The organism is Luteibacter jiangsuensis, from assembly GCF_011742555.1.
GTDB classification, from domain to species: domain Bacteria; phylum Pseudomonadota; class Gammaproteobacteria; order Xanthomonadales; family Rhodanobacteraceae; genus Luteibacter; species Luteibacter jiangsuensis.
Genome location: NZ_JAAQQR010000010.1, coordinates 84,828 through 110,563, shown reverse-complemented (window position 1 = coordinate 110,563; position 25,736 = coordinate 84,828). Strand labels below are relative to the sequence as shown.

The following is a 25,736-nucleotide window of genomic DNA, read 5'->3' as shown; positions in this document are numbered from 1 at the left end:
GCGCTCAGAGCCAGCCCTTCTGCCGTGCCAGACGGTACGCTTCGATGCGATTGGCTGCACCGAGCTTGCCGATGGCCTCCGATAAATAATTGCGCACGGTGCCGTGCGAAAGGTTCAGCTGGGTGCCGATGTCGCTCGCCGAATGCCCCTCCCCCGCTAGCCGAAGCACCTGCCGTTCGCGGTCGTTCAGCGGGTCCGCGTCCGACCACGCCTCGAGGGCCAGCTGCGGGTCGATGGCCCTGCCGCCGCGATGCACGGTCCGCAGTGCGTCGGCCAGATTTTCGGCGGGGGCGTCTTTCAACAGGTATCCGCCAACGCCCGCGTCGAGCGCGCGGCGCAGGAAGCCCGGGCGAGCGAAGGTGGTGACGATGACCACCTTCACCGGCAGCTCGTGCCGGCGCACCCGCTGGGCAATCTCCAGGCCCGTGAGGCCCGGCATCTCGATGTCGGTCACCAGCACATCCGGCTTCAGGCGCTGAAGCTCGCGCCAGGCGCTTTCGCCGTCGGCCGCCGAACCCAGTACCTCGATGTCCGGCTCCAGGTTCAGCAGTGCCGACAGTGCACCGCGCACCATCGCCTGGTCTTCGGCCAGCAACACGCGGATCATGCGAGGCGCTCCATGCGAGGTTCTCCGATGGGTACGCCGATCTCCAGCGCCGTGCCGTGCCGGAGGGGCGACTCGATGGCGAGGCGCCCGCCGATCTGACGCACGCGTTCGCGCATGCCCGAGACGCCATTGCCGTGCGCCGCGAGTCCGCCGCAGCCGTTGTCCGTGATTCGCATCGAAAACTCCTGCCCGTTCCGGGCGATGACCACGCGCGCCTCGGTGGCGCGCGAATGACGGTGGATATTGGTGACGGCTTCGCGGAGCACGAGGCAAAGCATCGCCTCGATCTTTTCCGGAAGGCTGAAGTCCGCCGGAACTTCGTGAACAAATGCGATGCCGGACGATTCCAGCATCAAACGGGCCGATACCAGCTCGCTGGAAAGATCGCCCGCACGAAGGCCGGTGACGGCGCTGCGTACTTCCGCCAGCGTATGCCGGGCGACGCGCTCCACTTCTTCCATCTCCTGCTGCGCTCGCGGCGGATCGGCCAGGGCAAGCCGTTTGGCGAGCTCGGACTTCAACGTGATGAGCGACAACGTGTGGCCGAGCAGGTCGTGCAGGTCACGGCCGATGCGCTCGCGTTCCGCCAGCGTGGCCAGCCGCCGCACTTCCGATTGCGAAAGGCGAAGCTCCGCGTCGCGGCGGCCACCGCGTACATACAGGTAGTTGCTGAATCCGGCGGCGAGGCCCACCCCGAACACAACCAGCACATGCACCGGCGGCACGTGAAACGCAGGAACCCAGGCAAGCGTCACGAGTGTCGCGATGGCAACACCGCCCAGCCAGACGCGCAGACGATTCGAGTAGGCCAGCAGCACCTCGCCGATCACCACATAGCCCAGGGCCAGCGGATTCACGGGCCACAGCACGAAACCCAGGGCGGAGATGGCGCCGGCATGGAAAGGCAGGCGTGCCACCGGCGCCGTGTAAACCGCCGTATAGCAGACGAGGTACACCGGAATGGACGCGAGCGTCGGCGCCATCCACTCCCAGTCGAATCCCTTAACGGCGAGCGGCGCCTGGATGAGCGCGATCAGCCAGAACACCTGCAGGCCGGCCTGCCAGCGCAGATACACGGGCGAGCGCAGTACGCCGAGAAGCGAGTCCTTGTGCGGCGGCGGGATGCGCATCACGAGGCGAGTCTGTTGTCGCCGCTGACGGGCAGGCCCTTGTCTGCCCGGATGTCCGACAGCGCCGGACGCCGATCGGCAGGCAGCAGCGGCACCTGAATGTTCACCACGGTTCCCTTCGCCGCGTCCGAGGCGAAGGCAAGCGTGCCGCCAAGGGCGCGTACCCGCTCGCGCATGCCGCAGATACCGTTCCCCTCGCTGCCTGCGAACCCCCGCCCGTTGTCCACGATGGTCATCGTGCAGGCGCGGTCGTCCATGCTCACGGTCACCTCCGCGAACGAGGCCCCCGCATGGCGGTGGATGTTCGTCACGGCCTCGCGCAACACCAGGGCAAGTTCGTTGTCCACGCGTGGCGGCAGTTCGGGCACGTCGGCGCGGTAGACGAAGTCGATCATCGAGGTGTTCAGGAGGAGACGCGCGGAGGCGAGTTCGGCCACGACACCGGAGGCACGGATGCCCGTCACGGCAGAGCGCACTTCGGCCAGCGCATGCCGCGCGACCTGCTCGGCTTCTTCGATCTCGCGGCGGGCGGCATCGGCGTCGCGGTCGAACAGGCGCCGGGAAAGCTCCAGCTTCAACGTGATCAACGAGAGCGTGTGCCCCAGGAGGTCGTGCAAGTCGCGCCCGATACGCTCGCGTTCCGCGGTGGCCGCCAGTCGCCTTACTTCGTCGTGCGAGAGCTTCAACTCCACATCGCGCTGCGCGTTGAACCGGTAGACCACGTTGATCGTGCCCACCGACAAGGCGATGAACGAGAGGGTGGCAATGACGGGAATGGGCCAGCCCATCAGAAAATACGCTACACCCACGAAGCCGCCGATGACCGCGACCATGCCGGCGATGCATTTCTTCGGCGCACCTTCGAAGCCGAGCATGGCGCAGGCGTAGATCACATAGGTGCCGCCGGCGCTATGGTTGAAATGCAGGGTGGCGTACGCAAGCAGCGCCACGCCGCCGGCGTACCAGGACACGTGCCGCAAGGGCCGCGTATAGGCCGCCGCATACAACAGCAGGAAGATAGGAAACGAAAGCCCCGTGGCCAGCCCCCACCAGGGGCCGAGCTCGTTGGCGAAGATGACGTCGCCGAACACGTACACGGCCCATACGAGGTTCACCAGGCTGGCGACGCGCAGCCTGGGCCGCTCGCGGAAGCGGTTCCAGAGCGAGTCCGGGGTCGGCTTGAACCACGAGGGCGACATGCGTGTATCCGTGGAAAGGCGTGCGGTCATGCTACTTCAACCGTGGCGGCGCAGGCGACGCGTAGCAATGGCCACGAAGGCCACCGTGAAACCGGCGAGCACGGCAACGTGGAGCGCCTCGCCGCCCTGACCGAGGCCCATTGCCGAGAGCGCCAGCTGGTTGAGGTGGTAAGCCGGCCAGAGGGGCGCGATCGCTTGCAGCAACGCAGGCATCACCGGCAGCGGAAACCAGAGACCGGAGAGGAATGCCATGGGCAGGTAGATGAGGTTGATCACGCCCGGGGCGCCCTGCCCCTTCACCAGTGTTCCCACCAGCAGCCCGAGGGCGGCGAACGGAAGCACGCCGAGCACTTCGAGCAGGAAGAATCCGCCGATGCGCCACGCCGGCAACTGCACACCCGCGACGAAGATCGCAAGGCACAACAGGATGGCCGACACGATCGCAGCGACCAGCAAGGCCATGCACATCTTGCCGAGCAGATAGGCCCCGGGCGGCATCGGGAGCGCGCGCTTCAGCGTGAGCAGGCCCGTGTCGCGCTCCAGCGCCAGAGACACGCCGAAGCCGAACAGGCCGGGCGCCATGACGCCGAACGTGCCATAGGACGCCAGCAGGTAGCGCGGCGCGTCCGCACTGTTCGCGTGGGCCAGGAAGATACCGAACATCACATAGAACACCGACGGGAACAGAAGCGTCGGCAACAGGAAGCCGGGATTGCGCAGGTAACGGAGACATTCCGCCCTCGCCTCCTCCACGTAGGCTGCAACCACGCGTGCGGTGGTCATGGCGGGCGTGGCGGTGCTGTCGATCGTGCTCATGCGGCCTCCTGCAGATTCTCGGTGTCGCGCGTGATTTCCTGAAAGGCCTCGGCAAGTCCCGCGCGCTGCACCTCCAGTTCGGAAAGGCCGGGATCGCCATCGAGGAGCCGCCGCACCACGGCTTCCGCTTGCGCGGTGGCGATGACCGTCCGGCCCTGCTTCGTGTCCACCGAAACGACCTCCGGCCATGCCTGCAACGTGTCGATCCCCAGAGAGGTGACGCAGCGAATCCGGCGCAGCGAAACGTGCGCGCGCATGGCGTCCACGCTTCCCTCGGACACCACGCGCCCCTTGGCGATGACGCAGACGCGATCGGCCAAGGCCTCCGCTTCTTCGAGGTAATGGGTGGTGAGCACCACCGCGCAGCCTTCCGCAACCAGCTGACGAATGGACACCCACAGCGACTGCCGTGCATCGATGTCCATGCCGACGGTCGGTTCGTCGAGAAAGAGGATGTCGGGCCGGCCCGCCATCGCCAGGGCAAACTGCACCCGGCGCTGCTGACCGCCCGACAGTGCGCCGTACCGGCGTGACAGCAGGTCCGTGATACCCGCCAGCGCTGCACACTCCGCCACAGGTCGCGGCTCGGGGTAGTAGCTCGCCGTAAGCCGGAGCAACTCGTCCACCTTCAGCGTGGCCGGCAGGTTCGCCGCCTGCAGCAACACGCCGATACGGCGGCGGGCGTCGATGTCCTGAGGATCCTTGTCAAAGAGCGTCGCGGACCCGCCGTCCGGGCGGTGGAGGCCCAGAAGCAACGCGATACTGGTGCTCTTGCCCGCGCCGTTGGGGCCGAGCAAGGCCAGGATTTCCCCGCGGTGGACGTCGAGGTCGATGCCGTCGAGTGCGGTAATGGCGCCGTAGCTCTTGCGGGCTTTGACGAGGCGTGCGATGCGAGTGTCGTTCATGGTCCCCTCCTTGCAGCGCAACATATTCCCTCGCAAGCCATTGGCGGCAGTCGCTTGCGTCATTGTGCGCATGTGACAAGCGTCACCCGGGGGTTACGCCGCCAAAATGCGCGTGCTATGCTGGGTTGATAATCCCTTTACATATAGATACTTAGCGGCCTCTTAAGGGATCGTTGCCATCAGTGCCGCGTCACCAGTGCGAGGAGTGGTTTATGGACGTCATCGGTCTTTTGCGTGAGTTGCGCGACTTCGGCGGTGCGCCGCGTACGCGCGGCCTGCCGGACGACACCATCGCCCGCTTCGCGGCAACCGACGCGTCCCTCGTGGAAGCCATCGAGGAAGCAGTCGCCTATCACCGCGCCCTGCGCAACGACATGGCCGATTTCCTCCGCCTCGACGAAGCGGAACAGATCCATCGCGCGCAGTCGGGGCTGGTCAATTTCTACCCCGACGACTGCGTGAACCCGTACATGCCGGCCGCCGCGCGCGGTCCTTGGATCGTCACGCTCAAGGGTGCCGTGCTGCACGACGACGGCGGCTACGGCATGCTCGGTTTTGGCCACAATCCGAAACACGTGCTCGAAGCGATGTCTCGCCCGCAGGTCATGGCCAACGTCATGACGGCCAACGTCGCGCAGATCCGCCTCTCGAATGCGTTGCGCAAGGAACTCGGTCGCAACCGTGGCGGCAGCCCGTACACACACTTCCTGTGCCTGAATTCGGGCTCCGAGTCGGTCACGCTGGCGGGACGCATCGCCGACGTCAACGCACGTCTCATGACCGACCCTGGCGCACGGCATGCCGGCCGCACCATCAAGCGCCTGGCCGTCAAGGGCGCGTTCCACGGCCGCACGGAGCGCCCCGCGCTCTATTCGGATTCCTCGCGCCGCAACTACCAGCAGCACCTCGCCAGCTTCCGCAACGAGGACACGCTGATCACGGTGGAGCCGTATAACGTGGCCCAGCTGAAGGCCGCGTTCGCCGAGGCCGATCGCCAGGGCTGGTTCATCGAGGCGATGTTCCTCGAGCCGGTGATGGGCGAAGGCGACCCGGGTCGTGCCGTGACGCCGGAGTTCTACGCGGCGGCGCGCGAACTCACCCGCGAGCACGGCACGCTGCTGCTGGTCGATTCGATCCAGGCCGGCCTGCGCGCGCACGGCGTGCTGTCCATCGTGGACTACCCGGGCTTCGAATCGATGGAAGCCCCGGACATGGAAACCTTCTCGAAGGCGCTCAACGCCGGGCAGTATCCGCTGTCGGTGCTGGCCGTGACCGAACGCGTGGCGGGTCTTTACCGCAAGGGTATCTACGGCAACACGATGACCGCGAATCCGCGCGCGCTCGACGTCGCCGTGGCCACGCTGGACGAACTGACCGACGACGTGCGCACGAACATTCGCGAGAAGGGCCAGGAATTCCTGAGGAAGTTCGAGGCCCTCAAGAACGAACTCGGCGGGCTCATCACCAAGGTGCAGGGCACCGGCCTGCTGTTCTCCTGCGAACTGGCGCCCGAGTTCAAGTGCTATGGCGAAGGTTCCACCGAGGAATACATGCGTGAGCGTGGCATCGGCGTGATTCACGGCGGCGCCAACTCGCTGCGCTTCACGCCGCACTTCCGCGTCACCAGCGCGGAAGTGGACCTGATCGTGGAAGAGGTCCGCCACGCGCTGAAGGAAGGCCCGCGCCGGGCGTCGACCAAGGCGGCGTGACCGCCGGTATCCTGGGGCCAGGAACCCTTGTGGGAGCCGGCTTTGCCGGCGATCCCGCGGCAGCGGGCAACTCTGCCGCGAGCACCCATCGCCGCTGAAGCGGCTCCCACACAAAGCCCCCGTCTGCGGGAGGGGCAGCACCGATCCCGTGACCGCGGTAAGCTCCACCGGCCGGATTCGCCCGGCTTCACGTCGAGGGTTTGCCATGCGTACGCAGCTCCGTGTCCTTGCCGTCGTGTCCCTGTCCCTTTTCGCCGCCGGCACCGTTGCCGCGCAGCAGATGCCCGCAAAGAAAGACCTGACCCCGCAGCAACAGCGGATGAGCACCTGCAACTCGCAGGCCTCCGGGAAGGTGGGCGATGAACGAAAAGCCTTCATGAGCAGCTGCCTCAAGGGCGAGCAGCCGGCGAAGTCGTCGCCGCAGGAAAGGATGAAGTCGTGCAACGCCGACGCGTCCGCGAAGGGTCTGAAGGGCGACGCGCGGAAGAGCTTCATGAGCAGTTGTCTGAAGCACTGATTCGTCGGGCGCCGAAGGCGCGAATGCAGCAAGAGGCATACCTCGCCTGTACACAGCCAGCTTTGTGTGGGAGCCGCTTCAGCGGCGATGGGTGTTTGCGGCCAGCCTGCCGCTGCCGCGGGATCGCCGCTGAAGCGGCTCCCACATGTGTCCCCCGTCCCAAGGCAGGTGCGACAATGCGCGGGTCACCGCCATGCGAAGCCCGTGCCATGAAGATCGTCGAAGTTCGCCACCCCCTCATCCAGCACAAGCTCGGCCTGATGCGCCGGGCCGGCATAAGCACGAAGGAATTTCGCGAACTGGCGTCCGAAGTCGCCGCGTTGCTCACTTACGAAGCCACGGCCGACATGGAGACCGAGTGCAAGACTATCGACGGCTGGGCCGGCCCCGTCGAAGTCACCCACATCAAGGGCAAGAAGGTCACCATCGTACCGATCCTCCGTGCCGGCCTGGGCATGCTCTCGGGCGTGCTGGAGCTGATCCCCTCGGCCAAGGTCAGCGTCGTGGGTATCCAGCGTGACGAGGAGACTCTGGAACCGGTCGCGTATTACGAAAAACTGAGCGGCGGCATGGCCGAACGCACGGCGCTGATTGTCGACCCGATGCTGGCCACTGCCGGCACGCTCGTCGCCACGGTGGACATGCTTAAGGCGGCGGGTGCGAAGAAGATCAAGGGCCTGTTCCTCGTAGCCGCACCGGAGGGCCTGAAGCGCATCGAGGCCGCTCATCCGGACATCGAGATCTACGTGGCCTCCATCGACGACCGCCTCAATGAACTGGGCTACATCCTCCCCGGCCTGGGCGACGCGGGCGACAAGATCTTCGGCACGAAACAGAAGGCTGGCTAAAGTCACCTTCTGTGGGAGCCGCTTCAGCGGCGATGGGTGCTCGCGGCCAGACGGCCCGCTGCCGCGGGAATCGCCGGCGTAGCCGGCTCCCACACGGAGCAGCTTGGCTTTTTGTGGGAGCCGCTTCAGCGGCGATGGGTGCTCGTCGCGAGCCTGCCGGGTTCGCGGGATCGCCGGCTGGTCGATTCCTAAGGCGACGGCTCCGTCACATCCCGCTGTCACAAATTCGGGGCACACTCGGCGGGTGGGCTCGACAGGGGGAACGCCGCGCAGGGGATGCGGGGTGCTTTCGGGTCGCACGCAACCAACGACTCGAGGGGACATCGAATGCGTTCCACGACTTCACGGCGTGCCTCATGGGCGGCGCTGGCAGGCCTTCTTACCGTTCTGCCGCTGCAGGCGGCGGATCTTTCCATCACGCAATTCCGCGTTCGCGGCCCCAGCGGCGGCAACGACGAATTCGTGGAAGTGCAGAACACCGGCACGGCCGCACTGGACGTTTCCGGCTATAAGTTAAACGCTTCCAACGCCAGCGGCACCACCGGCACGCGCTTCACCTTCCCCGCCGGCACGTCAGTGGCCCCGGGATGTTTCCTGCTGTTGGCGAACGGCGGTTCGTCCGGCTACTCGGGCGCCGTGACGCCCGATCTGAAGTATTCCACCGGCATCACCGACGACGGCGGCCTCGCCCTGCTGAACGCCTCCGGGACGATCGTCGACCAGGTAGGTTTGAGCGCAGGCTCGGCGTACAAGCAAGGCACGCCGCTCGCCAGCCTGGGCAGTGCGAATGCGGACCAGGGCTACGGACGCAAGGTCAACGGCGCGGGCCTGCCGCAGAACAGCGGCGACAACTCGGCCGACTGGGTAAAGGTGGCACCCACCTCGCCGCGCGCCAGCACATCGCCCTGCACCGTCCAGGGCCTGAGCCTTTCGATCGCCGACGCCACGGTCAGCGTGCGCAATGGCGACGACCAGCCCATGCCGTTTACGGTGTCGCTGAGCGAAGCGGCTTCGACCGACATCGCCGTGCATGCCGCGACCGCCGACGACACCGCGACCGTCGCCGCCGGCGATTACGACGCCGTCGACACGACGGTCACCATTCCGGCCGGAAGCACGAGCACGACGTTCAACGTCAACGTGCACGGTGCGAAAGCCGCTGGCCCCGACAAGGCCTTCCGCGTCAACCTGAGCGACGCCACCGGCGGCGATGTCACCATCGCCAAGGGCTCGGCCATCGGGGCCATCCTCAACGAGATTCCCGTCGCCGCCGAGATCTGGCAGGTCACGGGGCGCGGCCAGGTGTCGCCGCTACTCGGCAAGCGCGTTTCCACGCATGGCAACATCGTCACCGCCGTGGGCCCCGCGGGCTTCACGATGCAGACGCCGGACAACCGCGCCGACGACGATCGCCTGACCTCCAACGGCATCTACGTGTTCACGAGCACGACGCCGACGGTGAAGGCCGGCGACATGGTCGATGTGGAAGCCACCGTCGACAACTACTTCAACCTGCCGGAACTGAAGAACGCCCAGATCACCACCACGCAGCGCGGTGTGCGTCTGCCCAAGGCCGTGGTCTTCGGCGACAAGGTGCCTTCGTCGGACCCGAATGCGCTGTCCTGCGGCGAGACCAACTTCCAGTGCTACGTGGGCATGCGCGTCTCGATCGACAACGGCATGATCACCACCGGCAACCTGCGCTTCAGCAACGAACCCTTCGCCGAGGTGTACATCACCGCCAATGGCAAGCGGTCGCTGCGCGAACCGGGCGTGCGCTACACCGTGCCGGTGCCGGAGGGCGTGAACCTGCCGAACTGGTCGGGTAATCCGCAGGTGTTCAAGATGAACACCGCGGACTTCGGCGCCGTCGCTCCGAACACACCGTTCAACGCCGGCACCACCTTCCGCGCCGAAGGCGTGATGTCTTATGCGTTCGGCGCATACACCTTCATTCCGACATCGATCGATATCAAGAAGGCGGCCAAGCTGCCCCGCGCGGTGGATTCGCGGCCGTTCTACGCGGTGCGCATCGGCGCGTTCAACACCGAGCGCTTCTGCGACACGGAGTTCAACACCACCTATACCTGCAGCGGTGGCGACACGGAGCCGACCGCCGACGAGGTGAAGCTCAAGACCCAGCGGCTGTCGGCCTATATCGGTAGCGTGCTGAAGCTGCCGGACATCCTCTCCGTGGAAGAGGTGAAGAGCCTGCAGGTGCTGCAAGGCCTCGCGAAGCAGCTGGGTGACGACTATCCGGCACAGTACGAGGCATTCCTCCAGCCGGGCCACGATCCGAGCGGCATCAACGTGGGCTTCCTCGTTCGCACCGATCGCGTTCGTGTGCTCTCCGTGCGCCAGCTCGGTGCCGACGAAACCTGGCAGGACGGCGACCAGACCGCGTTCGTGCACGATCACCCGCCCCTGCTGCTCACCGCCGACGTGCCGTCGATCGTAGGACGCATGCGGATCAACGTGATCTCGGTGCATCCGAAGGCACGGCAGAACGTGGACAAGACCGGCCCGACCGCCGAGCGCGACCGCGAGAAGCGGTTCCTCCAGGCGAAATCGCTGGCTACGCAGGTGCAGGCGATCCAGACGGACAGGAAGAACCTGCTCGCACCGCTGCTGGTGGTGGGCGACTTCAACGCCTACCAGTTCAGCGACGGCTTCACCGACGTGGTGGGCCTCATCTCGGGCAAGTACGACGACAGCCAGAACCTGCTGAAGCTGGGCGGAAACCTGGTGAGGCCGTCGCTCTGGAATGCCGTGGACTCGGTGCCGGCGCAGGACCGCTACTCGTTCCTGTTCACCGAGAACTTCGGCAACATCCAGGGCGAAGGCCCCCGCAAGGTGCCCACCCACCAGGTGCTGGACCATGCGTTACTGAACACCGTGGCACGTGGCCTCTTCCTGCAGATGCAGTACGGCCGCGGCAACCTCGACGCACCCGTGCAGACGATCGACGATTCGGCGTCCGCCACAGGCGTGCAGAAGGCCATCGGCTCGTCGGACCATGACGGTTTCGTGGTCGACATGCTGGCGCTGCCGCTGGGGTTGTTCTGATGGAAACGGGGTGCCCTCCCGGGGGCACCCCGTCGTTACTGTGGGAGCCGCTTCAGCGGCGATGGGTGCTCGCGGCAAGTTGCCCGCTGCCGCGGGATCGCCGCTGAAGCGGCTCCCACAGGGCTCGCTCCTACATGGCGAAGCGGTCGGTGGCCTTCACCAGTTCCTTCGCGATGCCCGGTTCGAACGCCGAATGCCCGGCGTCCGGCACGATGCGCAGGTCCGCTTCCGGGAACGCGCGATGCAGGTCCCAGGCGCTGCGCGCGGGACACACGACGTCATAACGGCCCTGCACGATCACCGTGGGAATGTGCCGAATCTTGTGCACATCGCGCAGCAGCTGGCCGTCGACCTCGAAGAAACCCGCGTTGACGAAGTAGTGGCACTCGATGCGCGCAAAGGCGAGCGCGAACTCGTCCTCGCCGTTCGAGGCCATGTGGCTTTCGTCCTGGTAGAGGTGGCTGGTGGCCGCCTCCCATACCGACCAGGCACGCGCGGCGGCGAGGCGCACGGCCGGGTCGTCGCTGGTGAGCCGGCGGTGATACGCGCTGATGAGGTCGCCGTGCTCCGCGGACGGAATGGCCGCGAGGTAATGCTCCCACGCGTCGGGAAAGAGCGCATCGCAGCCTGACTGGTAGAACCATTCCAACTCGGAGCGGCGAAGCATGAAGATGCCGCGCAGCACCAGTTCGGTCACGCGTTCCGGATGGGTCTCAGCGTAGGAAAGGGCCAGCGTGGAACCCCAAGAACCCCCGAATACCTGCCAGCGATCGATGCCGAGATGCTCGCGCAGGCGCTCGATATCGGCCACGAGGTCCCAGGTGGTGTTGTCGGTCAACTCCGCGTGCGGCGTGGACTTGCCGCAACCGCGCTGGTCGAAAAGCACGATGCGGTACTTGGCCGGATCGAAAAAGCAGCGGCCGCGCGGGCTGGTGCCGGCGCCGGGACCGCCGTGCAGGAAGACCACGGGCTTGCCCTTCGGGTTGCCGCTCTCCTCGAAGTAGAGAGTGTGCAGCGGCGAGACCTTCAGCATGCCGCTGTTGTAGGGCTCGATCGGCGGGTAGAGGTCGGGGGAATCCTGGGGCATGGCGGGGTCCTGTGGGGCGTGGAAACCCCAAGGCTAACGAGCGGAGCCTTGCGACACCAGCACCTGCTTGTCTTGCGACCACCGGGCTTTGTGTGGGAGCCGCTTCAGCGGCGATGGGTGCTCGCGGCAGGTTGCCCGCTGCCGCGGGATCGCCGCTGAAGCGGCTCCCACAGGGCGCGTTCCTACAGAAGCTTCCCGGGATTCATGATGCCGTTCGGATCCCACACCGCCTTGATACCGCGCATCAGGGCGATCTCGGCCTCGCTGCGCACACTGCCCAGCCAGGGCTTCTTGACGAGGCCGATGCCGTGCTCGGCCGAGATGCTGCCGCCGTGGCGGGCCAGCGTCTCCACGAGCAACGAGGTGACATGCTCGCATTGCTCGACGAACACGCCGTTGTCGAGTTCCGCGGGCTTCAGCACGTTGATGTGCAGGTTGCCGTCGCCGATGTGTCCGAACCACACCACGTCGAATGCCGGGTACTCGGCGGAAAGGAGGGCGTGCATCTCTTCCATGAAGGCCGGCACGGCGGAAATGCGCACGGAGACGTCGTTCTTGTACGGCTTGTGCGGGGCGAGGCTCTCGGTGATGCCTTCGCGCAAGCGCCACAGCGACGCCGCCTGTGCTTCGCTGGAGGCGATCACGCCATCGGTCACCCAGCCTTCGCCGAGGCAGAATTCGAAGAAATCCAGCGCCTCCGCCTCCGCCTTCTCGTCGCCCGCATCGAACTCGGTCACGACATAGAACGGGTGATCCTCGGCGAAGGGCCTTTGCGCGCCGTGCGCAAGCACGTGATGCAACGCCCTTTCCGTAAAGAACTCGAACGCTTCGAGCGCGAGGCGGTGGCGCGCTTCCGCGAACACCTTCATCAGCGCGTCCATGGCCGGAACCGCCAGCAGCATGACCTGGGACGGCGGCGGCGGTGAGGTGAGCGTAAGCGTCGCTTCCACCACGATGCCCAGGGTGCCTTCGGAACCGATGACCAGGTGGCGCAGGTCGTAGCCGGAAGCGTTCTTCACCAGCCCGCGGTTGAGGTCGAGCAGTTCGCCCGTACCGGTGACCACCTTCAGGCCTGCCACCCACTGCCGCGTGTTGCCGTAACGAATGACCCGTATACCCCCGGCGTTGGTCGCGATGTTTCCGCCGATCTGGCAGGAGCCGCGCGCGGCGAAGTTCACCGGATAAAGCAGCGCATGCTCGCGTGCGGCATTCTGCACCGCCTCCAAAGCGATGCCGGGTTCGACCGTGAGCGTGCGGTCGATGGGGTCGAAGCCGAGCACGCGGTTCATGCGATCGAGGCTGAGCACCAGTTCGCCCTGCGCGGCCACGGCGCCCCCGGAAAGGCCGGTGCGTCCTCCCGAGGGCACGATGCCGACGCCGTGCGCGCTCGCCCAGCGGACGACGCCTTGCACCTCGTCGATGGACGCCGGCCACGCGACCGCCAGCGGCGCGGGGGTCCAGCGCCGCGTCCAGTCGCGGCCGTGGTGTTCCAGATCGCCTGCCTCCACGGACAGCTTGAGGGCGGGGATCAGGCGGATCAGCTCGGCCAGGCGGGGGTCGGTCATGGAAAGCTCGCTCGGGTGTCGTGTCGAGCGTGCCAGCCCTTTGGGTGCGCCGCAACATGCGTGCCGCGATCTGGCATAGTGGTCCTTCCTCCCGTGGAACAGAACGTACCGGCCATGACGCGCACCTCGTATCCAAAGGAAGACATCAAGGTCCTGCTGCTGGAAGGCGTGAGCCGAAGCGCGCTGGACACCTTCCGCCAGGCCGGCTATTCGCAAATCGAGTTCCATGAGAAGTCCCTCCCCGAGGACGAGCTGATGGAGCGCATCGCCGATGCCCATATCGTGGGCATCCGCTCCCGCACCCAGCTCACGGCCCCGGTCCTGGCGGAAGCCCGCCGCCTGATCGCGGTGGGTTGCTTCTGCATCGGCACGAATCAGGTCGATACCGGCGAGGCCGAGCGCCTCGGCGTGCCCGTGTTCAATGCGCCCTATTCGAACACCCGCAGCGTGGCGGAACTGGTTATCGCCGAAACCATCCTGCTCGTGCGCCGTATCCCCGAGAAGAACGCGCTGTGTCACCGGGGCGGCTGGTCGAAATCCGCCGCAGGAAGCTACGAGGTTCGCGACAAGGTGCTGGGCATCGTCGGTTACGGCCATATCGGCACGCAGGTGGGCGTGCTGGCCGAGGCTCTGGGCATGCGCGTGATCTTCCATGACATCGAGCCGAAGCTCTCGCTCGGCAATGCCCGTGCCGCCGCCAGCCTCGACGACCTGCTCGAAAGGGCGGACGTGGTCACCCTGCACGTGCCCGAAACGCCACAGACGAAGAACCTGATCGGTGCCTCGGAGATCGCCCGCATGCGCCCCGGCGCCATGCTGGTGAACGCGTCCCGCGGCACCGTCGTCGACATCGACGCCCTGGCCGCCGCATTGCATTCGAAGCATCTCGCGGGCGCGGCCATCGACGTTTTCCCGGTGGAGCCCAAGGGCAACGACGATCCCTTCGTTTCGCCGCTGGTGGGCATGGACAACGTCATCCTCACGCCGCACGTGGGTGGCAGCACCGCCGAGGCGCAGGAGAACATCGGCATCGAGGTGGCCTCGAAGCTGGTTCGCTACAGCGACAACGGCAGCACGCTCTCGGCGGTGAATTTCCCCGAGGTCTCCTTGCCGGGGCATCCCACCAGCCGGCGCCTGCTGCACATCCACCGGAACATTCCCGGCGTGCTGTCACGGGTGAACGAGGTCTTCTCCCGTGCCGCGGTGAACATCGACGGCCAGTACCTGCAAACCTCGGCACAAGTGGGCTACGTGGTCATCGACGTGACCACATCCGAGGAACATGCGGCCGCGCTACGCAACGAGCTGGCAGCCATCGAAGGCACGCTGAAGGCGCGCGCGCTGTACTAGCGCCAGCGCCCGGGGAAGTACGTCGACCGTGGAGCGGCGCTAAAGCACGCCGTCGTCGCACACCACCCGCGCACGGCCACGTTCCTTCGCCAGATAGAGCCGCCGGTCGGCCGTGGCGAGGAACGGGGTGACCTCGTCGTGCTCTTTAGGTACCACGGTGTTCACACCCGCGCTCAACGTGAGCCGCCTGCCGGAACCATGCCCGGCGTGAGCGATGAGAGCCTTGTCCACGAGATCCAGGCAGCGCCATGCCATGGCCATGGCCGCGCCCTCGTCGGTATCCGGCAGCAGCAGCACGAACTCTTCCCCACCGAAGCGACAGAGCATGTCGCGCGGCCCACGCAGAACACCTTCCAGCGTCCTCGCCACGCGCTTTAAGCACTCGTCGCCTTCGAGGTGGCCGTAGTGGTCGTTGTACTGCTTGAAGTAATCGATATCGAGCACGACGACCGACACCGGCTGGCGCAGGCTCTGCGCATGGCGCCACTCCGCGTCCATCATCATGTCGAAGCGACGACGGTTGGCCAGGCCTGTCAGGCCGTCCTTGTACGACAGTTCCTCCAGTTCGCGCTGCATGTCGAGCAGCCGCTCTTCGGTGCGCTTGCGCTCGCTGATGTCGAACATGAAACCGATCAGCGCATGCGGCGTGCCGTCGGGATTGCGCACCACGTGCACGACGTCGCGGATCCAGACGAATTCCCCGTCCTTGCGCAGGGCACGGTAATCGGCCTCGTGGTCCACACCTGCCTGCGATTGCGCCACGCAGAAATTGAAGACCCGCTCGCGGTCTTCGGGATGCATGCGGTCAGCCCAGTCCTGCACCGTGACCCAGGAATCGGGCGTCCACCCGAGCAGCTCCTCGATCTGCGGGCCGATATAGGCGAAGCGCAGCGTGGCCCAGTCTATTTTCCAGGGAATGGCGCGGGTCGACTCCAGCAAGGTCTTGTAAACCCCTGGGTCCTCGCGAAGAAGCGAGTCGTCAACGCTCATGGCCTTTTTTCCCCGTGGCGGCCGCAGCCGCGAATAGTCGCACCTCCCGTTATCGGTCGGGCTTCGCGAAGCTTGAACCATGGGGGGCGTTGCGTCACCCGGACGCCATCGTTTACAGTGTAAACATGCCGACCGCCAAGACCGCCGACCGAATCCTCGCCGCCGCTCATGCCCTGTTCGACGCTCATGGCGCCGAGGCCGTGACCATGCGCCGCGTGGCGGGCGAGCTTGGCTTGTCGGCCATGGCGATCTACCGCCATTTTCCCAATCGGGAAGCGCTGCTGGAGCGCCTGTCCAACGACAGCTTCGAGGAGGCAGCGCGGACATGGGCAAGCCACGCGCGGCAGCGCGATCCGCGCCGGCGACTCCTGGCCATGCTGGCGTCCTACCTCGACTACGCCGTGGCGCATCCGCACCTGTTCGACCACGCCTTCGGGCTGCCGCGGGACGATGCCAGGCGCTTCCCCGAGGACTTCCACGCGCGTCGTTCGCCCACGCTGAACCTCATCGCCGACGCCATCGTGGAAGGCATCGCGCAAGGCGCACTGCGACAACTCGACGAATGGGATCTGGCGATGGATCTGTGGGCGCACGCCCATGGGCTCATCGTTTTGTATCGGGCGGGCCGCTTCAGCTATGACGAAACGCAATTCCGGGTCTTCTACCTCGCGTCCCTTGGAAGACTGATCGATGCCTTCGCAACCTGAGCGCTCGGCCATGCCGGCATGGCTTTTGGCGACCGCCCTGACGGCCATCGGCTGGTGGTACGGGAGCGGCACCCACCCGGTGTGGTGGGCCATCTGGCTGGCGCCTCTTCCCGTGCTGTGGCTGGCATCGAGGGTACGGACATCGTGGGCCGTCGCCGCCGCCTTCCTGGCGATGGCAGTCGGCTCGGGCAACCTCTGGTCCTACATGTACAGCCACATCCGCCTGCCGCTGGCTGTCGTCATCTACGCCATGGCCTTACCCGGTGCGATGGCCGCGCTTTGCGTCCTGCTTCATAAACGCCTGCTGATGCGCGGCCGGCCCGTCGCGGCGACACTCGCCCTGCCGGTCACCTGGGTGGCATTGGCATTCTTCAATAACCTGCTCTCTCCCCACGGCACCTTCTTCGACATCGCCTATACCCAGATGGACGCGCTGCCGGTCATCCAGTTGGCCGCGCTGACGGGCATCTGGGGCATCGGTGCGCTGCTGCTCCTCGTCGCGACTGCGGTGGCCATGCTGGGTGCGACGCATGTCGCGACCAGGGTCCGGATCGCGATAGCCGGAAGCGCGGTGCTGGTCCTGGCGGCTGCCCTCACCTACGGCTTCTGGCGCCTCGCCACCCCGGCCACATCCCAGATTCGCGTGGGACTCATCTCGCTCGACCAGAGCGGCAAACTTGTGGCCGCGGATTCGCCGGAAGGCAAGTCGCGCCAGGATCGCTACCTCGCGGCCATGGATCGCGCCGCCGGCAAGGGAGCCCAGGTGATCGTTATCCCGGAAGGCAGCTTCGCCGCCTCAGCCCCTATCCCTGCCTTCGCCAGCTTCGCGAAGGAGCGCGGCGTTGTCGTCGATGTCGGCGTCGATTTCCAGGTGGAGAACCGTGCGGAACGGAACACGGCAATGGTCTTCCAACCGGGGGCGATGTCACCCGCCACGTACCACAAGCATCACCTGATTCCCGGCTTCGAAGACAGATTCACGCCCGGCACCTCGTTCCGGATGCTCCCGGGCAACCCGCGTGTCGGCCTCGCGATCTGCAAGGACATGGACTTTCAGGATTTCGCGGCAGCCTACGGCCAACGGAACGCGCAACTCCTGCTCGTGCCTGCCTGGGATTTCGTGGAGGACGGCTGGCTGCACAGCCGCATGGCCATCATGCGAGGGGTCGAAGGCGGTTTCGCCATCGCTCGTGCCGCCCGCTCCGGCCGGCTTACCCTCAGCGACGACCGCGGCCGCGTGATGGCGGAAGCATCCAGCGAACACGACGACGCAGAACTGGTCGGAGACCTTGCGATACGCGAGACGCGGACGCCCTATGCGCGCTGGGGCAACTGGTTTGCCTGGATCGACGTGGCGATCTTGCTGGGCCTTGCCATGCTCGCCTTGCTTCCGAGCAAAAAAAAGCGCCCCGAAGGACGCTTTTTTGAATAATGGTCGGGGTGGCGAGATTCGAACTCGCGACCACTACACCCCCAGCGTAGTGCGCTACCAGGCTGCGCTACACCCCGACGAGCTAACGATTGTAACAGCATCGCCGCGATCTGCGGAAGCGGATCAGCGACGAAGGAGGGTCAGGACTTCTTCGAGCTCCAGGCGTACCTGGCGGACGATCTGGTGCGACATGCTGGCCTCCATGCGCGCCTGCGAGCCTTCCAGCCGGGCGCGGGCGCCCGTGATGGTGAAGCCCTCGTCGTACAGCAGGGAGCGGATCTGGCGGATCATGAGCACGTCGTGGCGCTGGTAATAGCGGCGGTTGCCGCGGCGCTTGACGGGCTTCAGGGCCGGAAACTCCTGCTCCCAATAGCGAAGGACATGCGGCTTGACGCCGCAAAGCTCGCTGACCTCACCGATGGTGAAGTAGCGCTTCGCCGGAATGGCGGGAAGTTCGGTGTTATTCCCTGGATCCAGCATAGCCCTCGACTCTTACCTTGAGTTTCTGGCCGGGGCGGAAGGTGACCACCCGCCGGGCAGAGATGGGAATTTCCTCGCCGGTCTTCGGATTGCGACCGGGCCGCTGATTCTTCTGCCTCAGGTCGAAATTGCCGAAACCCGACAGTTTCACCTGTTCGCCCCGCTCCAGTGCCTCGCGCACGACTTCGAAGTACGCGTCAACGAACTCCTTGGCCTCACGCTTGTTGAGGCCCACGTCGAGGAAAAGCCGCTCGGCCATTTCCGCCTTGGTCAGCGCCATCTTATCCTCGCAGTCTCGCCTTGCATGATTTCTCCAATGCCCCCACCGCGTCTGCCACGCGAGCGTCGGCATCGTCGTCGGTAAGGGTGCGTGAAGCGTCCTGTAAAATCAAGCCCATAGCGAGACTCTTTCGCCCTTCATCGATCCCCTTGCCGGCATAGCGATCGAACAGGCGAACCTCCTTCAGGACGTCGCCAAGCGCGCCGCGCACGGCCGCCTCCACCGCGGCCCAGGACACGTCCTCGGGCAGTTCCACCGCGATGTCGCGACGCACGGCCGGGAAGCGCGGCACGCGTGCCGCGCTCGGCAGCCTGCGGGCCAGGATGGGTTCGAGGGCCAATTCCATCACGTGGACGTCCGCGCCCAGATCGAGCGCCTTCGCGAGTGCCGGATGCAATGCGCCCAGGAAACCCACCGGCTGCCCGTCGCGCAGGACGCGCGCACCGCGTCCCGGATGCAGCCAGGAAGGCAGGCTCTCGGCGTCCACCGACCAGCGCTGCGGCTCGCCGGTATGGGCGATCAGGGCGTCGAGGTCACCCTTGAGGTCGTAGAAATCGACGGTGCGGCTGGCCTCGCCCCACTGCTCGGCGCGTGCGCCGCCGGAAGCGACGACCGCGACGCGGCCCACCTCGTCCGGCGCGCCACCGGTAGCGTGGAAGCTGCGAGCCACTTCGAACAGGCGCACGCGGTCCTGCTGACGGGCGCGGTTATGGCGCAGGGCCTCGACGAGGCCGGGCAGCAGCGAGGTGCGCATGACCGCCAGATCGGCGGACAGCGGATTCGCCAGCGGCACGGCGTCGCCGTCGAGCTGCCAGGTAGCGAGCAGTTCGGCGCTGACGAACGAGAGCGTCACCGCTTCGAAGTAGCCTCGGGCGGCGAGCTGGTCGCGCAATGCCATCTCGCTCAGCCGGGCCTCGGGCTCGGCGCGCAGGGCGATCTCGCCCGCCGGCACGTGGGTGGGAATGCGCTCGTAGCCGTGGATGCGGGCGACTTCCTCGATGAGGTCTTCCTCGCGCTCGATGTCGAAGCGGCTGCTGGGCGGGGTGATCCGCCAGCCGTCCGCCACTTCTTCCACGGCCATGCCGAGGGCGGTGAAGATACGGGTCACTTCCCCAGCCGCCACCTCGATGCCCAGCACGCGACGCAGGCGCGCATGGCGGAGGAATACCGGCGCATGCTCACGCAGATCTTCCGGCCGTTCGGCGACCGTGACCGGGCCTGCCTTGCCGCCGGCGATCTGCAGCAGCAATTCCGTGGCGCGCTCCATGGCGCGTTTCGGCAGGGCAGGATCCACGCCGCGCTCGTAACGGTGCGAGGCATCGGTGTGCAGGCCCAGCTTGCGGGCACGGCCCATGATGGCGGACGGTGCGAAATGCGCCGCTTCGAGGAACACGTTGCGGGTGCCGTCGGTCACGCGCGAGTCGAAGCCACCCATGATGCCGGCCACGGCAAGCGGCCGCGCTTCGTCGGCGATCACCACGAAGGACGGATCGAGTCTGGCGTCGTTGCCGTCGAGAAGCTTCAGGGTCTCGCCCTCGCCGGCATGGCGCACGCGGATGGCACCGGAAAGCGTGTCGTTGTCGAAGGCATGCAGCGGATGCCCGAGTTCGAGCATCACGTACTGGGTGATGTCGACGATGGCGCTGATCGGGCGAATACCCGAGCGGCGCAGGCGCTCCGCCAGCCAGAGAGGCGAACGCGCCGTCGCGTCCACACCTTCGATCACGCGGCCGAGGTAACGCGGTGCGTCGGCACCGGCTTCGAGCCGCACCGGACGCGACAGGCTGGAACCGATCGCCGCCTCGGTGCCGCCGACGGGTTTCACGCGGCTGGCGAACAGGGCGGCCACGTCATGGGCGAGACCGTTCAGGCCGAGCACGTCGGGACGGTTCGGCGTGATCTTCAGTTCGATGGTGGCGTCGGGCAGCCCGAGGTAATCGGCAAGCGGCGTGCCCACCGGCGCATCCGCAGGCAGCTCGAGCAGGCCGGAAGCGTCGGCGTCGATGCCGAGCTCCTTCGCCGAGCAGAGCATGCCGAACGACTCGACACCGCGCAGCTTCGCCGCCTTGATCTGGATACCGCCGGGGAGCGTTGCCCCGACTTTCGCCAGCGGCACGCGAATGCCCACGCGCGCGTTCGGCGCGCCGCAGACGATCTGCAGGCGCTCGCCCTGCCCCGCGTCCACGGTGCAGACCTGCAGGCGGTCGGCCTCGGGATGCTTCGCCGCCTCGACGATTTCGGCCACGACGACACCGTCGAGCCCCTCGCCCAGCGGCGTGACCTCTTCGACTTCCAGGCCCGACATCGTCAGTGCGTGCACCAGCGCGGCCCGGTCGGCATCGATGGCCACCAGTTCGCGCAGCCAGTTTTCGGAGAATTTCATGGGAGCGACTCGTTGAACTTGGGATCGATCAGGCGAACTGACGCAGGAAGCGCAGGTCGTTCTCGAAGAAGGCGCGCAGGTCGCCCACGCCGTAGCGGAGCATGGCAAAGCGCTCCACGCCCAGGCCGAAGGCGAAGCCGGTATAGCGCTCCGGATCGATGCCGCAGTTCGCCAGCACCGTCGGATGCACCATGCCGCAGCCCAGGACTTCCAGCCAGCGCGTGCTGCCGTCCTCGGCGTCCCAGCGGATGTCCACTTCGGCCGAGGGCTCGGTAAAGGGGAAGTAGCTGGGGCGGAAGCGCATTTCGAAATCGCGCTCGAAGAACGCACGCACGAACTCGGCCAGCGTGCCCTTCAGGTCGGCGAAGCTCGATGTCTCGTCGACCAGCAGGCCCTCGATCTGGTGAAACATCGGCGAGTGGGTCTGATCGGAGTCGCTGCGATAGACCTTGCCCGGCGCGATGATGCGGATCGGCGGCTGCCGCCCCTGCATCGAGCGGATCTGCACCGGCGAGGTGTGCGTGCGCAGCAGCCGGCCATCACCGAAGTAGAAGGTGTCGTGCATGGCGCGCGCGGGATGGTGCGGCGGGAAGTTCAGCGCCTCGAAGTTGTGCCAGTCGTCTTCGATCTCCGGACCGTCGGCGCGCTGGTAACCCAGGCGGCCAAAGATGTCGGCGATGCGCTCGAGGGCACGGGTGATCGGGTGGATGCCGCCGTATTCGCCGTCACGCCCCGGCAGGGTGACGTCGATACGTTCCGAGGCCAGGCGGCGGTCCAGTTCGGCCTGCTCCAACGCCTGCTTGCGCAGCGCGATGGCGTCGGTGAGGCGCTCCTTGGCCCGGTTCACCTCGGCGCCGCGCGCCTTGCGCTCGTCGCCGGAAAGCTGGCCCAACGCCTTGAGCGCCGCGGTGACGGCGCCGTTCTTGCCCAGCAGGGCCACGCGCACGGCATCCAGCGCCTCGAGCGACGGGGCGGCTTCGATGTCCCGCAGGGACGCGTCGATATGCTCGATCGATTCCATCGGTTTTCCTGACGTGGAAAATAAAATGGGGAGAAGGCAAGGCCTTCTCCCCACGTCATCCATCATCGCGCGATAAGACTACCGCGCGTGGTAAAGCGGATTACGCAGCCAGACTGGCCTTGGCCTTCTCTGCGATCGCGCCAAACGCCTTGATGTCATGCACGGCCAGGTCGGCGAGGACCTTGCGGTCGACCGAGATGTTGGCCTTGGCCAGACCGTTGATCAGACGGCTGTAGGACAGACCGAACTGACGGGCGGCGGCGTTGATACGGACGATCCACAGCGCGCGGAACTGGCGCTTGCGCTGCTTGCGACCGATGTAGGCGTACTGACCGGCCTTGATGACGGCCTGGTTGGCTACGCGGAATACCTTGCGGCGGGCGTTGTAGTAGCCCTTGGCACGGCCGATGATCTTCTTGTGACGACGACGTGCGGTAACGCCACGCTTAACACGAGCCATGGTTCAAGCCTCCCTTAGAGATACGGCAACATGCGAGCCACACCCTTGGTGTCGCACGCCTTGACGTGGTTGGGAGCGCGCAGGCCGCGCTTACGCTTGGTCGACTTCTTGGTCAGGATGTGCGACTTGAAGGCGTGACCGGCCTTGAACTTGCCGGAAGCGGTCTTGCGAAAACGCTTCGCCGCCGCCCGGTTGGTCTTGATCTTGGGCATCGGAATGCTCCGTATTCGGTTGCTGACTGATCCGGCGGCAAGGCCTTGAAGGGCCTGCACTTTCCATCCTGCCGGGTACGGTGATTCGGCCCATCCATACGGACCGAGCCAGCGATTGTAACGGAAGCGTGAGGGGCGCGCCAGAGGGTGCGCCGGGGTGCGTGAGTCAGCGGCGCGGAGCGCCTGCTTGTAAGTCGGCCGCTGCGCGGCCTGCGAACCGTAAGTAAGAGCCTTCGTGTGGCAGCTTACGGTTTACAGGCCGCGCAGCGGCCGACTTACAAGCGCCATGGGCGCGCTCACGCCTTTTTCTTAGGCCCGATCATCATGACCATCTGGCGGCCTTCGAGGCGCGGAAACGACTCGACCACGCCGTCTTCGCCGATGTCCGTCTGAACGCGGCGGGCCAGGTTCTGGCCGAGGTCCTGGTGGGACATTTCGCGACCGCGGAAGCGGATCGTGACCTTGACCTTGTCGCCCTCTTCGAGGAACTCGCGCATCTTGCGCAGCTTGATCTGGTAGTCGCCCTCGTCGGTGACGGGGCGGAACTTCACTTCCTTGATCTCGACCTGCTTCTGCTTCTTCTTGGCAGCGGAGGCCTTCTTCTGGGCTTCGAACTTGAACTTGCCGTAATCCATGATCTTGCAGACCGGCGGATCGCCGTTCGGCTGGATCTCGACGAGGTCCATGCCGAGATCCTCGGCGGCACGAATGGCATCACGGGTGTCCATGATGCCAAGCTGCTCGCCTTCGGCGCCCAGCACGCGGACCCGCGGGACGCGGATCTCGTTGTTCTTGCGATTGCCCTTGTTATCGGTCGTAGCGATACCGCTATCCTCCAGAAGAATGATCCCAATACCGGACCCGCGGCCTAGCGGCGGGTCTCGGCTTCCAAACGTTGGACGAAGTCGGCCACCGGCATGCTGCCGAGGTCTTCGCCACCGCGGGTACGTACGGAAATGGTACCGGTCTCCCGCTCGCGGTCGCCGACCACGATGAGATAGGGGACCTTCTGCAACGTATGCTCGCGGATTTTATATCCGACCTTTTCGTTGCGCAAATCGGCTTCCACCCTGAAGCCTTGTCCGACAAGGGTTTGCACGATTTCGCGCACATAATCGGCCTGGGCGTCGGTGATGCTGAACGCCACGGCCTGAATGGGGGCAAGCCAGGTGGGAAGCAAGCCCGCATGGTGCTCGATCAGGATGCCGATGAAGCGCTCCATCGAGCCCACGATGGCCCGGTGCAGCATCACCGGATGCTGGCGCTGGCTGTGTTCGTCCACGTACTCGGCGCCCAGGCGCTCGGGCATCATGAAGTCCACCTGCATGGTGCCCACCTGCCAGGCGCGGCCGATGGAATCCTTCATGTGGTATTCGATCTTCGGACCGTAGAAGGCGCCCTCGCCCGGCAGTTCCTCCCAGACCACCCCGGCGGCCGACAGGGCGGCCCGCAGGGCGTGCTCGGCCTTGTCCCAGACCTCGTCCGAACCGATGCGCTTCTCCGGGCGCAGGGCGATCTTCATGGCGATGTCGTTGAACCCGAAGTCCTCGTACACCTTCATGGCCTGCGCGTGGAAGGCCGCGACTTCCCCTTCGATCTGGGCCGGGGTGCAGAAGATGTGGCCGTCGTCCTGGGTGAAGGCGCGCACGCGCATGATGCCGTGCAGGGCACCCGAAGGCTCGTTCCGGTGGCAGCCGCCGAACTCGCCGTAGCGGATGGGCAGGTCGCGGTAACTGTGCAGGCTGGTGTTGAAAATCTGCACGTGGCCCGGGCAGTTCATCGGCTTCAGCGCATAGGTGCGCTTCTCCGACTCGGTGAAGAACATGTTTTCCTGGTAGTTGTCCCAATGGCCGGACTTCTTCCACAGGCTCACGTCCATGATCTGCGGGCCGCGCACTTCCTGATAGCCGCTCCTGCGGTACACACCGCGCACGTACTGTTCCACGGCCTGCCAGATGGCCCAGCCCTTCGGATGCCAGAACACCATGCCCGGGGCTTCTTCCTGCTGATGGAAGAGGTCGAGCTGCTTGCCGATGCGGCGATGGTCGCGCTTCTCTGCCTCCTCCAGTTGGAGCAGGTATGCCTTCAGGTCCTTGTCGTTGAGCCAGGCGGTGCCGTAGATGCGCGTGAGCATCTCGTTGTTGGAATCGCCGCGCCAATAGGCCCCGGCCACCTTCATCAGCTTGAACGCGCGCAGCTTGCCCGTGTTGGACACGTGCGGGCCGCGGCAGAGGTCGGTGAACTCGCCCTGCGTGTAGAGCGACAGTTCCTCGTTGGCCGGAATGGACTCGATGATCTGCGCCTTGTATTCCTCGCCCATGTCGCGGAAGAAGCGGATGGCCTCGTCGCGGCTCTTCACCGAGCGCGTGACGGGGATCTGCTCCTTCACGATCTTCTCCATCTCGGCCTGGATGGCCGCAAGGTCGTCCGGGGTGAACGGGCGCTCGTAGGCGAAGTCGTAATAGAAGCCGTTTTCCACGACGGGACCGATGGTGACCTGCGCGCCGGGGAAGAGGCGCTGCACGGCCTGGCCCAGCAGGTGCGCCGTGGAGTGGCGCAGGATGTCGAGCGCCTCGGGGCTCTTCTCGGTGACGATCTCCAGCGCGGCGTCGCGGTCGATGGTGTAGCTGGCGTCCACCAGCTTGCCGTCCACCTTACCGGCCAGGGTGGCCTTGGCGAGGCCGGCGCCGATCGAGGCGGCGACATCCTGCACGGTAACGGGGTGGTCGAACGGGCGCTGGCTGCCGTCGGGGAGCGTGATCTGGATCATGGGCGGAATTCCGGACAAACAAAAAGGGCGCCAGGCGCCCTTCGGGTGACGAAGACGTGGCGGGGGGCTCAGGTTGGGAAGCGCGTAGTCCGCATGTCGCACACTCGGCCGGCGTTGCCGCGGGCCACCTTCGTTGCATGGATATCGGGCGGAAATTAGTTCAGGGCCGGCTCGGTGTCAAATGCGGCGTCCGTTACACTTT

The 25,736-nt window shown here is 66.0% G+C and carries 23 protein-coding genes and 1 tRNA gene; 7 read left to right on the top strand and 17 right to left on the bottom strand.

The features are described from left to right. Positions 1-4: 4 nt before the first annotated feature. Genes HBF26_RS17530 through HBF26_RS17510 form a run of 5 tightly spaced genes read right to left on the bottom strand, consistent with a single transcriptional unit; the run spans position 5 to position 4,657 of the window. Positions 5-607, bottom strand: a complete 603-nt coding sequence (locus tag HBF26_RS17530; RefSeq protein ID WP_167022659.1) for a response regulator transcription factor — start codon at positions 605-607, stop codon at positions 5-7. Continuing rightward, positions 604-1,737 (bottom strand): sensor histidine kinase, encoded by a 1,134-nt coding sequence (locus HBF26_RS17525; RefSeq protein WP_167129309.1) that lies wholly within the window; start codon positions 1,735-1,737, stop codon positions 604-606. Before HBF26_RS17525 ends, HBF26_RS17530 begins: the two co-directional genes overlap by 4 nt. Continuing rightward, on the bottom strand, positions 1,737-2,966 hold the full coding sequence (locus HBF26_RS17520; RefSeq protein WP_167129308.1) for a sensor histidine kinase: 1,230 nt from the start codon (positions 2,964-2,966) through the stop codon (positions 1,737-1,739). Before HBF26_RS17520 ends, HBF26_RS17525 begins: the two co-directional genes overlap by 1 nt. Before the next feature lie 6 nt (positions 2,967-2,972). Next, positions 2,973-3,752, bottom strand: coding sequence for an ABC transporter permease (locus tag HBF26_RS17515; RefSeq protein WP_167129306.1), 780 nt, complete (start codon positions 3,750-3,752; stop codon positions 2,973-2,975). Then, complete coding sequence (locus tag HBF26_RS17510) at positions 3,749-4,657, bottom strand: ABC transporter ATP-binding protein (RefSeq protein WP_167129304.1); 909 nt, start codon at positions 4,655-4,657, stop codon at positions 3,749-3,751. The genes HBF26_RS17515 and HBF26_RS17510 overlap by 4 nt, the downstream gene beginning before the upstream one ends. Before the next feature lie 212 nt (positions 4,658-4,869). Here HBF26_RS17510 and HBF26_RS17505 point away from each other — a divergent pair, with 212 nt between their 5' ends. The 4 genes from HBF26_RS17505 to HBF26_RS17490 all read left to right on the top strand — a co-directional run bounded on the left by HBF26_RS17505 (position 4,870) and on the right by HBF26_RS17490 (position 10,797). Then, positions 4,870-6,366, top strand: a complete 1,497-nt coding sequence (locus HBF26_RS17505) for an aminotransferase class III-fold pyridoxal phosphate-dependent enzyme (protein WP_167129303.1) — start codon at positions 4,870-4,872, stop codon at positions 6,364-6,366. 205 nt (positions 6,367-6,571) lie between these two features. Next, positions 6,572-6,883, top strand: coding sequence for a PsiF family protein (locus tag HBF26_RS17500; protein ID WP_167129301.1), 312 nt, complete (start codon positions 6,572-6,574; stop codon positions 6,881-6,883). Between the two features lie 209 nt (positions 6,884-7,092). Continuing rightward, complete coding sequence (gene upp / locus HBF26_RS17495) at positions 7,093-7,731, top strand: uracil phosphoribosyltransferase (protein ID WP_167129300.1); 639 nt, start codon at positions 7,093-7,095, stop codon at positions 7,729-7,731. 327 nt (positions 7,732-8,058) lie between these two features. Further along, on the top strand, positions 8,059-10,797 hold the full coding sequence (locus tag HBF26_RS17490) for a lamin tail domain-containing protein (protein ID WP_167129298.1): 2,739 nt from the start codon (positions 8,059-8,061) through the stop codon (positions 10,795-10,797). Positions 10,798-10,927: 130 nt separating this feature from the next. On the opposite strand, the gene pip is transcribed toward HBF26_RS17490, so the two are convergent. Continuing rightward, positions 10,928-11,884: a prolyl aminopeptidase gene (gene pip, locus HBF26_RS17485; protein WP_167129297.1), complete on the bottom strand. Its 957-nt coding sequence runs from the start codon at positions 11,882-11,884 to the stop codon at positions 10,928-10,930. A gap of 182 nt (positions 11,885-12,066) precedes the next feature. Continuing rightward, the gene (locus tag HBF26_RS17480; protein WP_167129296.1) at positions 12,067-13,449 is read right to left on the bottom strand and encodes a D-2-hydroxyglutarate dehydrogenase; all 1,383 of its coding nucleotides are present in this window, start codon (positions 13,447-13,449) and stop codon (positions 12,067-12,069) included. A 114-nt stretch (positions 13,450-13,563) separates the two neighbouring features. Between HBF26_RS17480 and serA the strand changes: the two genes are divergently transcribed. Next, on the top strand, positions 13,564-14,799 hold the full coding sequence (serA, locus tag HBF26_RS17475) for a phosphoglycerate dehydrogenase (protein ID WP_167129294.1): 1,236 nt from the start codon (positions 13,564-13,566) through the stop codon (positions 14,797-14,799). A gap of 39 nt (positions 14,800-14,838) precedes the next feature. Here the strand turns inward: serA and HBF26_RS17470 are convergent, their stop codons facing one another. After that, on the bottom strand, positions 14,839-15,789 hold the full coding sequence (locus HBF26_RS17470) for a GGDEF domain-containing protein (RefSeq protein ID WP_167129293.1): 951 nt from the start codon (positions 15,787-15,789) through the stop codon (positions 14,839-14,841). A gap of 125 nt (positions 15,790-15,914) precedes the next feature. On the opposite strand from HBF26_RS17470, the gene HBF26_RS17465 reads away from it, so the two are divergent. Both HBF26_RS17465 and HBF26_RS17460 read left to right on the top strand, forming a co-directional pair. Next, a complete protein-coding gene (locus tag HBF26_RS17465) occupies positions 15,915-16,496 on the top strand; it encodes a TetR/AcrR family transcriptional regulator (protein ID WP_167129292.1) in 582 nt (193 codons plus the stop codon). Then, entirely contained in the window at positions 16,480-17,928 is a 1,449-nt protein-coding gene (locus HBF26_RS17460; protein WP_167129290.1) for a nitrilase-related carbon-nitrogen hydrolase, read from the top strand. Before HBF26_RS17465 ends, HBF26_RS17460 begins: the two co-directional genes overlap by 17 nt. Here HBF26_RS17460 and HBF26_RS17455 read toward each other — a convergent pair. From HBF26_RS17455 to thrS, 9 genes are all read right to left on the bottom strand, one after another. Next, a tRNA-Pro gene (locus HBF26_RS17455) sits at positions 17,929-18,005 on the bottom strand. A gap of 46 nt (positions 18,006-18,051) precedes the next feature. After that, a complete protein-coding gene (locus tag HBF26_RS17450) occupies positions 18,052-18,408 on the bottom strand; it encodes a MerR family transcriptional regulator (protein ID WP_167022616.1) in 357 nt (118 codons plus the stop codon). Further along, positions 18,389-18,688 carry an integration host factor subunit alpha gene (gene ihfA / locus HBF26_RS17445; RefSeq protein ID WP_036114917.1) on the bottom strand — a complete coding sequence of 100 codons (300 nt, stop codon included), beginning with the start codon at positions 18,686-18,688 and terminating at the stop codon, positions 18,389-18,391. The genes HBF26_RS17450 and ihfA overlap by 20 nt, the downstream gene beginning before the upstream one ends. A 1-nt stretch (position 18,689) precedes the next feature. Beyond that, positions 18,690-21,071 (bottom strand): phenylalanine--tRNA ligase subunit beta, encoded by a 2,382-nt coding sequence (gene pheT / locus HBF26_RS17440; protein ID WP_167129288.1) that lies wholly within the window; start codon positions 21,069-21,071, stop codon positions 18,690-18,692. A 28-nt stretch (positions 21,072-21,099) separates the two neighbouring features. Further along, complete coding sequence (pheS, locus tag HBF26_RS17435) at positions 21,100-22,092, bottom strand: phenylalanine--tRNA ligase subunit alpha (protein ID WP_167129287.1); 993 nt, start codon at positions 22,090-22,092, stop codon at positions 21,100-21,102. A gap of 100 nt (positions 22,093-22,192) precedes the next feature. Continuing rightward, entirely contained in the window at positions 22,193-22,552 is a 360-nt protein-coding gene (rplT, locus tag HBF26_RS17430) for a 50S ribosomal protein L20 (protein ID WP_072322974.1), read from the bottom strand. Between the two features lie 14 nt (positions 22,553-22,566). Next, positions 22,567-22,764 (bottom strand): 50S ribosomal protein L35, encoded by a 198-nt coding sequence (gene rpmI, locus HBF26_RS17425; RefSeq protein ID WP_036114929.1) that lies wholly within the window; start codon positions 22,762-22,764, stop codon positions 22,567-22,569. A gap of 296 nt (positions 22,765-23,060) precedes the next feature. Beyond that, positions 23,061-23,588 carry a translation initiation factor IF-3 gene (gene infC, locus HBF26_RS17420; RefSeq protein ID WP_338039701.1) on the bottom strand — a complete coding sequence of 176 codons (528 nt, stop codon included), beginning with the start codon at positions 23,586-23,588 and terminating at the stop codon, positions 23,061-23,063. A 44-nt stretch (positions 23,589-23,632) separates the two neighbouring features. Beyond that, the gene (thrS, locus tag HBF26_RS17415) at positions 23,633-25,534 is read right to left on the bottom strand and encodes a threonine--tRNA ligase (protein WP_167129285.1); all 1,902 of its coding nucleotides are present in this window, start codon (positions 25,532-25,534) and stop codon (positions 23,633-23,635) included. Positions 25,535-25,736: the final 202 nt, after the last annotated feature.

Coding starts and splice junctions, on each gene's coding strand:
- HBF26_RS17520 (WP_167129308.1), bottom strand. CDS start 2,966: ATGACCGCACGCCTTTCCACGGATACACGCATGTCGCCCTCGTGGTTC.
- HBF26_RS17480 (WP_167129296.1), bottom strand. CDS start 13,449: ATGACCGACCCCCGCCTGGCCGAGCTGATCCGCCTGATCCCCGCCCTC.
- pip (WP_167129297.1), bottom strand. CDS start 11,884: ATGCCCCAGGATTCCCCCGACCTCTACCCGCCGATCGAGCCCTACAAC.
- HBF26_RS17490 (WP_167129298.1), top strand. CDS start 8,059: ATGCGTTCCACGACTTCACGGCGTGCCTCATGGGCGGCGCTGGCAGGC.
- serA (WP_167129294.1), top strand. CDS start 13,564: ATGACGCGCACCTCGTATCCAAAGGAAGACATCAAGGTCCTGCTGCTG.
- ihfA (WP_036114917.1), bottom strand. CDS start 18,688: ATGGCGCTGACCAAGGCGGAAATGGCCGAGCGGCTTTTCCTCGACGTG.
- upp (WP_167129300.1), top strand. CDS start 7,093: ATGAAGATCGTCGAAGTTCGCCACCCCCTCATCCAGCACAAGCTCGGC.
- HBF26_RS17460 (WP_167129290.1), top strand. CDS start 16,480: ATGCCTTCGCAACCTGAGCGCTCGGCCATGCCGGCATGGCTTTTGGCG.
- HBF26_RS17465 (WP_167129292.1), top strand. CDS start 15,915: ATGCCGACCGCCAAGACCGCCGACCGAATCCTCGCCGCCGCTCATGCC.
- HBF26_RS17525 (WP_167129309.1), bottom strand. CDS start 1,737: ATGCGCATCCCGCCGCCGCACAAGGACTCGCTTCTCGGCGTACTGCGC.
- HBF26_RS17450 (WP_167022616.1), bottom strand. CDS start 18,408: ATGCTGGATCCAGGGAATAACACCGAACTTCCCGCCATTCCGGCGAAG.
- rplT (WP_072322974.1), bottom strand. CDS start 22,552: ATGGCTCGTGTTAAGCGTGGCGTTACCGCACGTCGTCGTCACAAGAAG.
- HBF26_RS17515 (WP_167129306.1), bottom strand. CDS start 3,752: ATGAGCACGATCGACAGCACCGCCACGCCCGCCATGACCACCGCACGC.
- HBF26_RS17470 (WP_167129293.1), bottom strand. CDS start 15,789: ATGAGCGTTGACGACTCGCTTCTTCGCGAGGACCCAGGGGTTTACAAG.
- pheT (WP_167129288.1), bottom strand. CDS start 21,071: ATGAAATTCTCCGAAAACTGGCTGCGCGAACTGGTGGCCATCGATGCC.
- pheS (WP_167129287.1), bottom strand. CDS start 22,092: ATGGAATCGATCGAGCATATCGACGCGTCCCTGCGGGACATCGAAGCC.
- HBF26_RS17530 (WP_167022659.1), bottom strand. CDS start 607: ATGATCCGCGTGTTGCTGGCCGAAGACCAGGCGATGGTGCGCGGTGCA.
- HBF26_RS17500 (WP_167129301.1), top strand. CDS start 6,572: ATGCGTACGCAGCTCCGTGTCCTTGCCGTCGTGTCCCTGTCCCTTTTC.
- rpmI (WP_036114929.1), bottom strand. CDS start 22,764: ATGCCCAAGATCAAGACCAACCGGGCGGCGGCGAAGCGTTTTCGCAAG.
- HBF26_RS17505 (WP_167129303.1), top strand. CDS start 4,870: ATGGACGTCATCGGTCTTTTGCGTGAGTTGCGCGACTTCGGCGGTGCG.
- HBF26_RS17510 (WP_167129304.1), bottom strand. CDS start 4,657: ATGAACGACACTCGCATCGCACGCCTCGTCAAAGCCCGCAAGAGCTAC.
- thrS (WP_167129285.1), bottom strand. CDS start 25,534: ATGATCCAGATCACGCTCCCCGACGGCAGCCAGCGCCCGTTCGACCAC.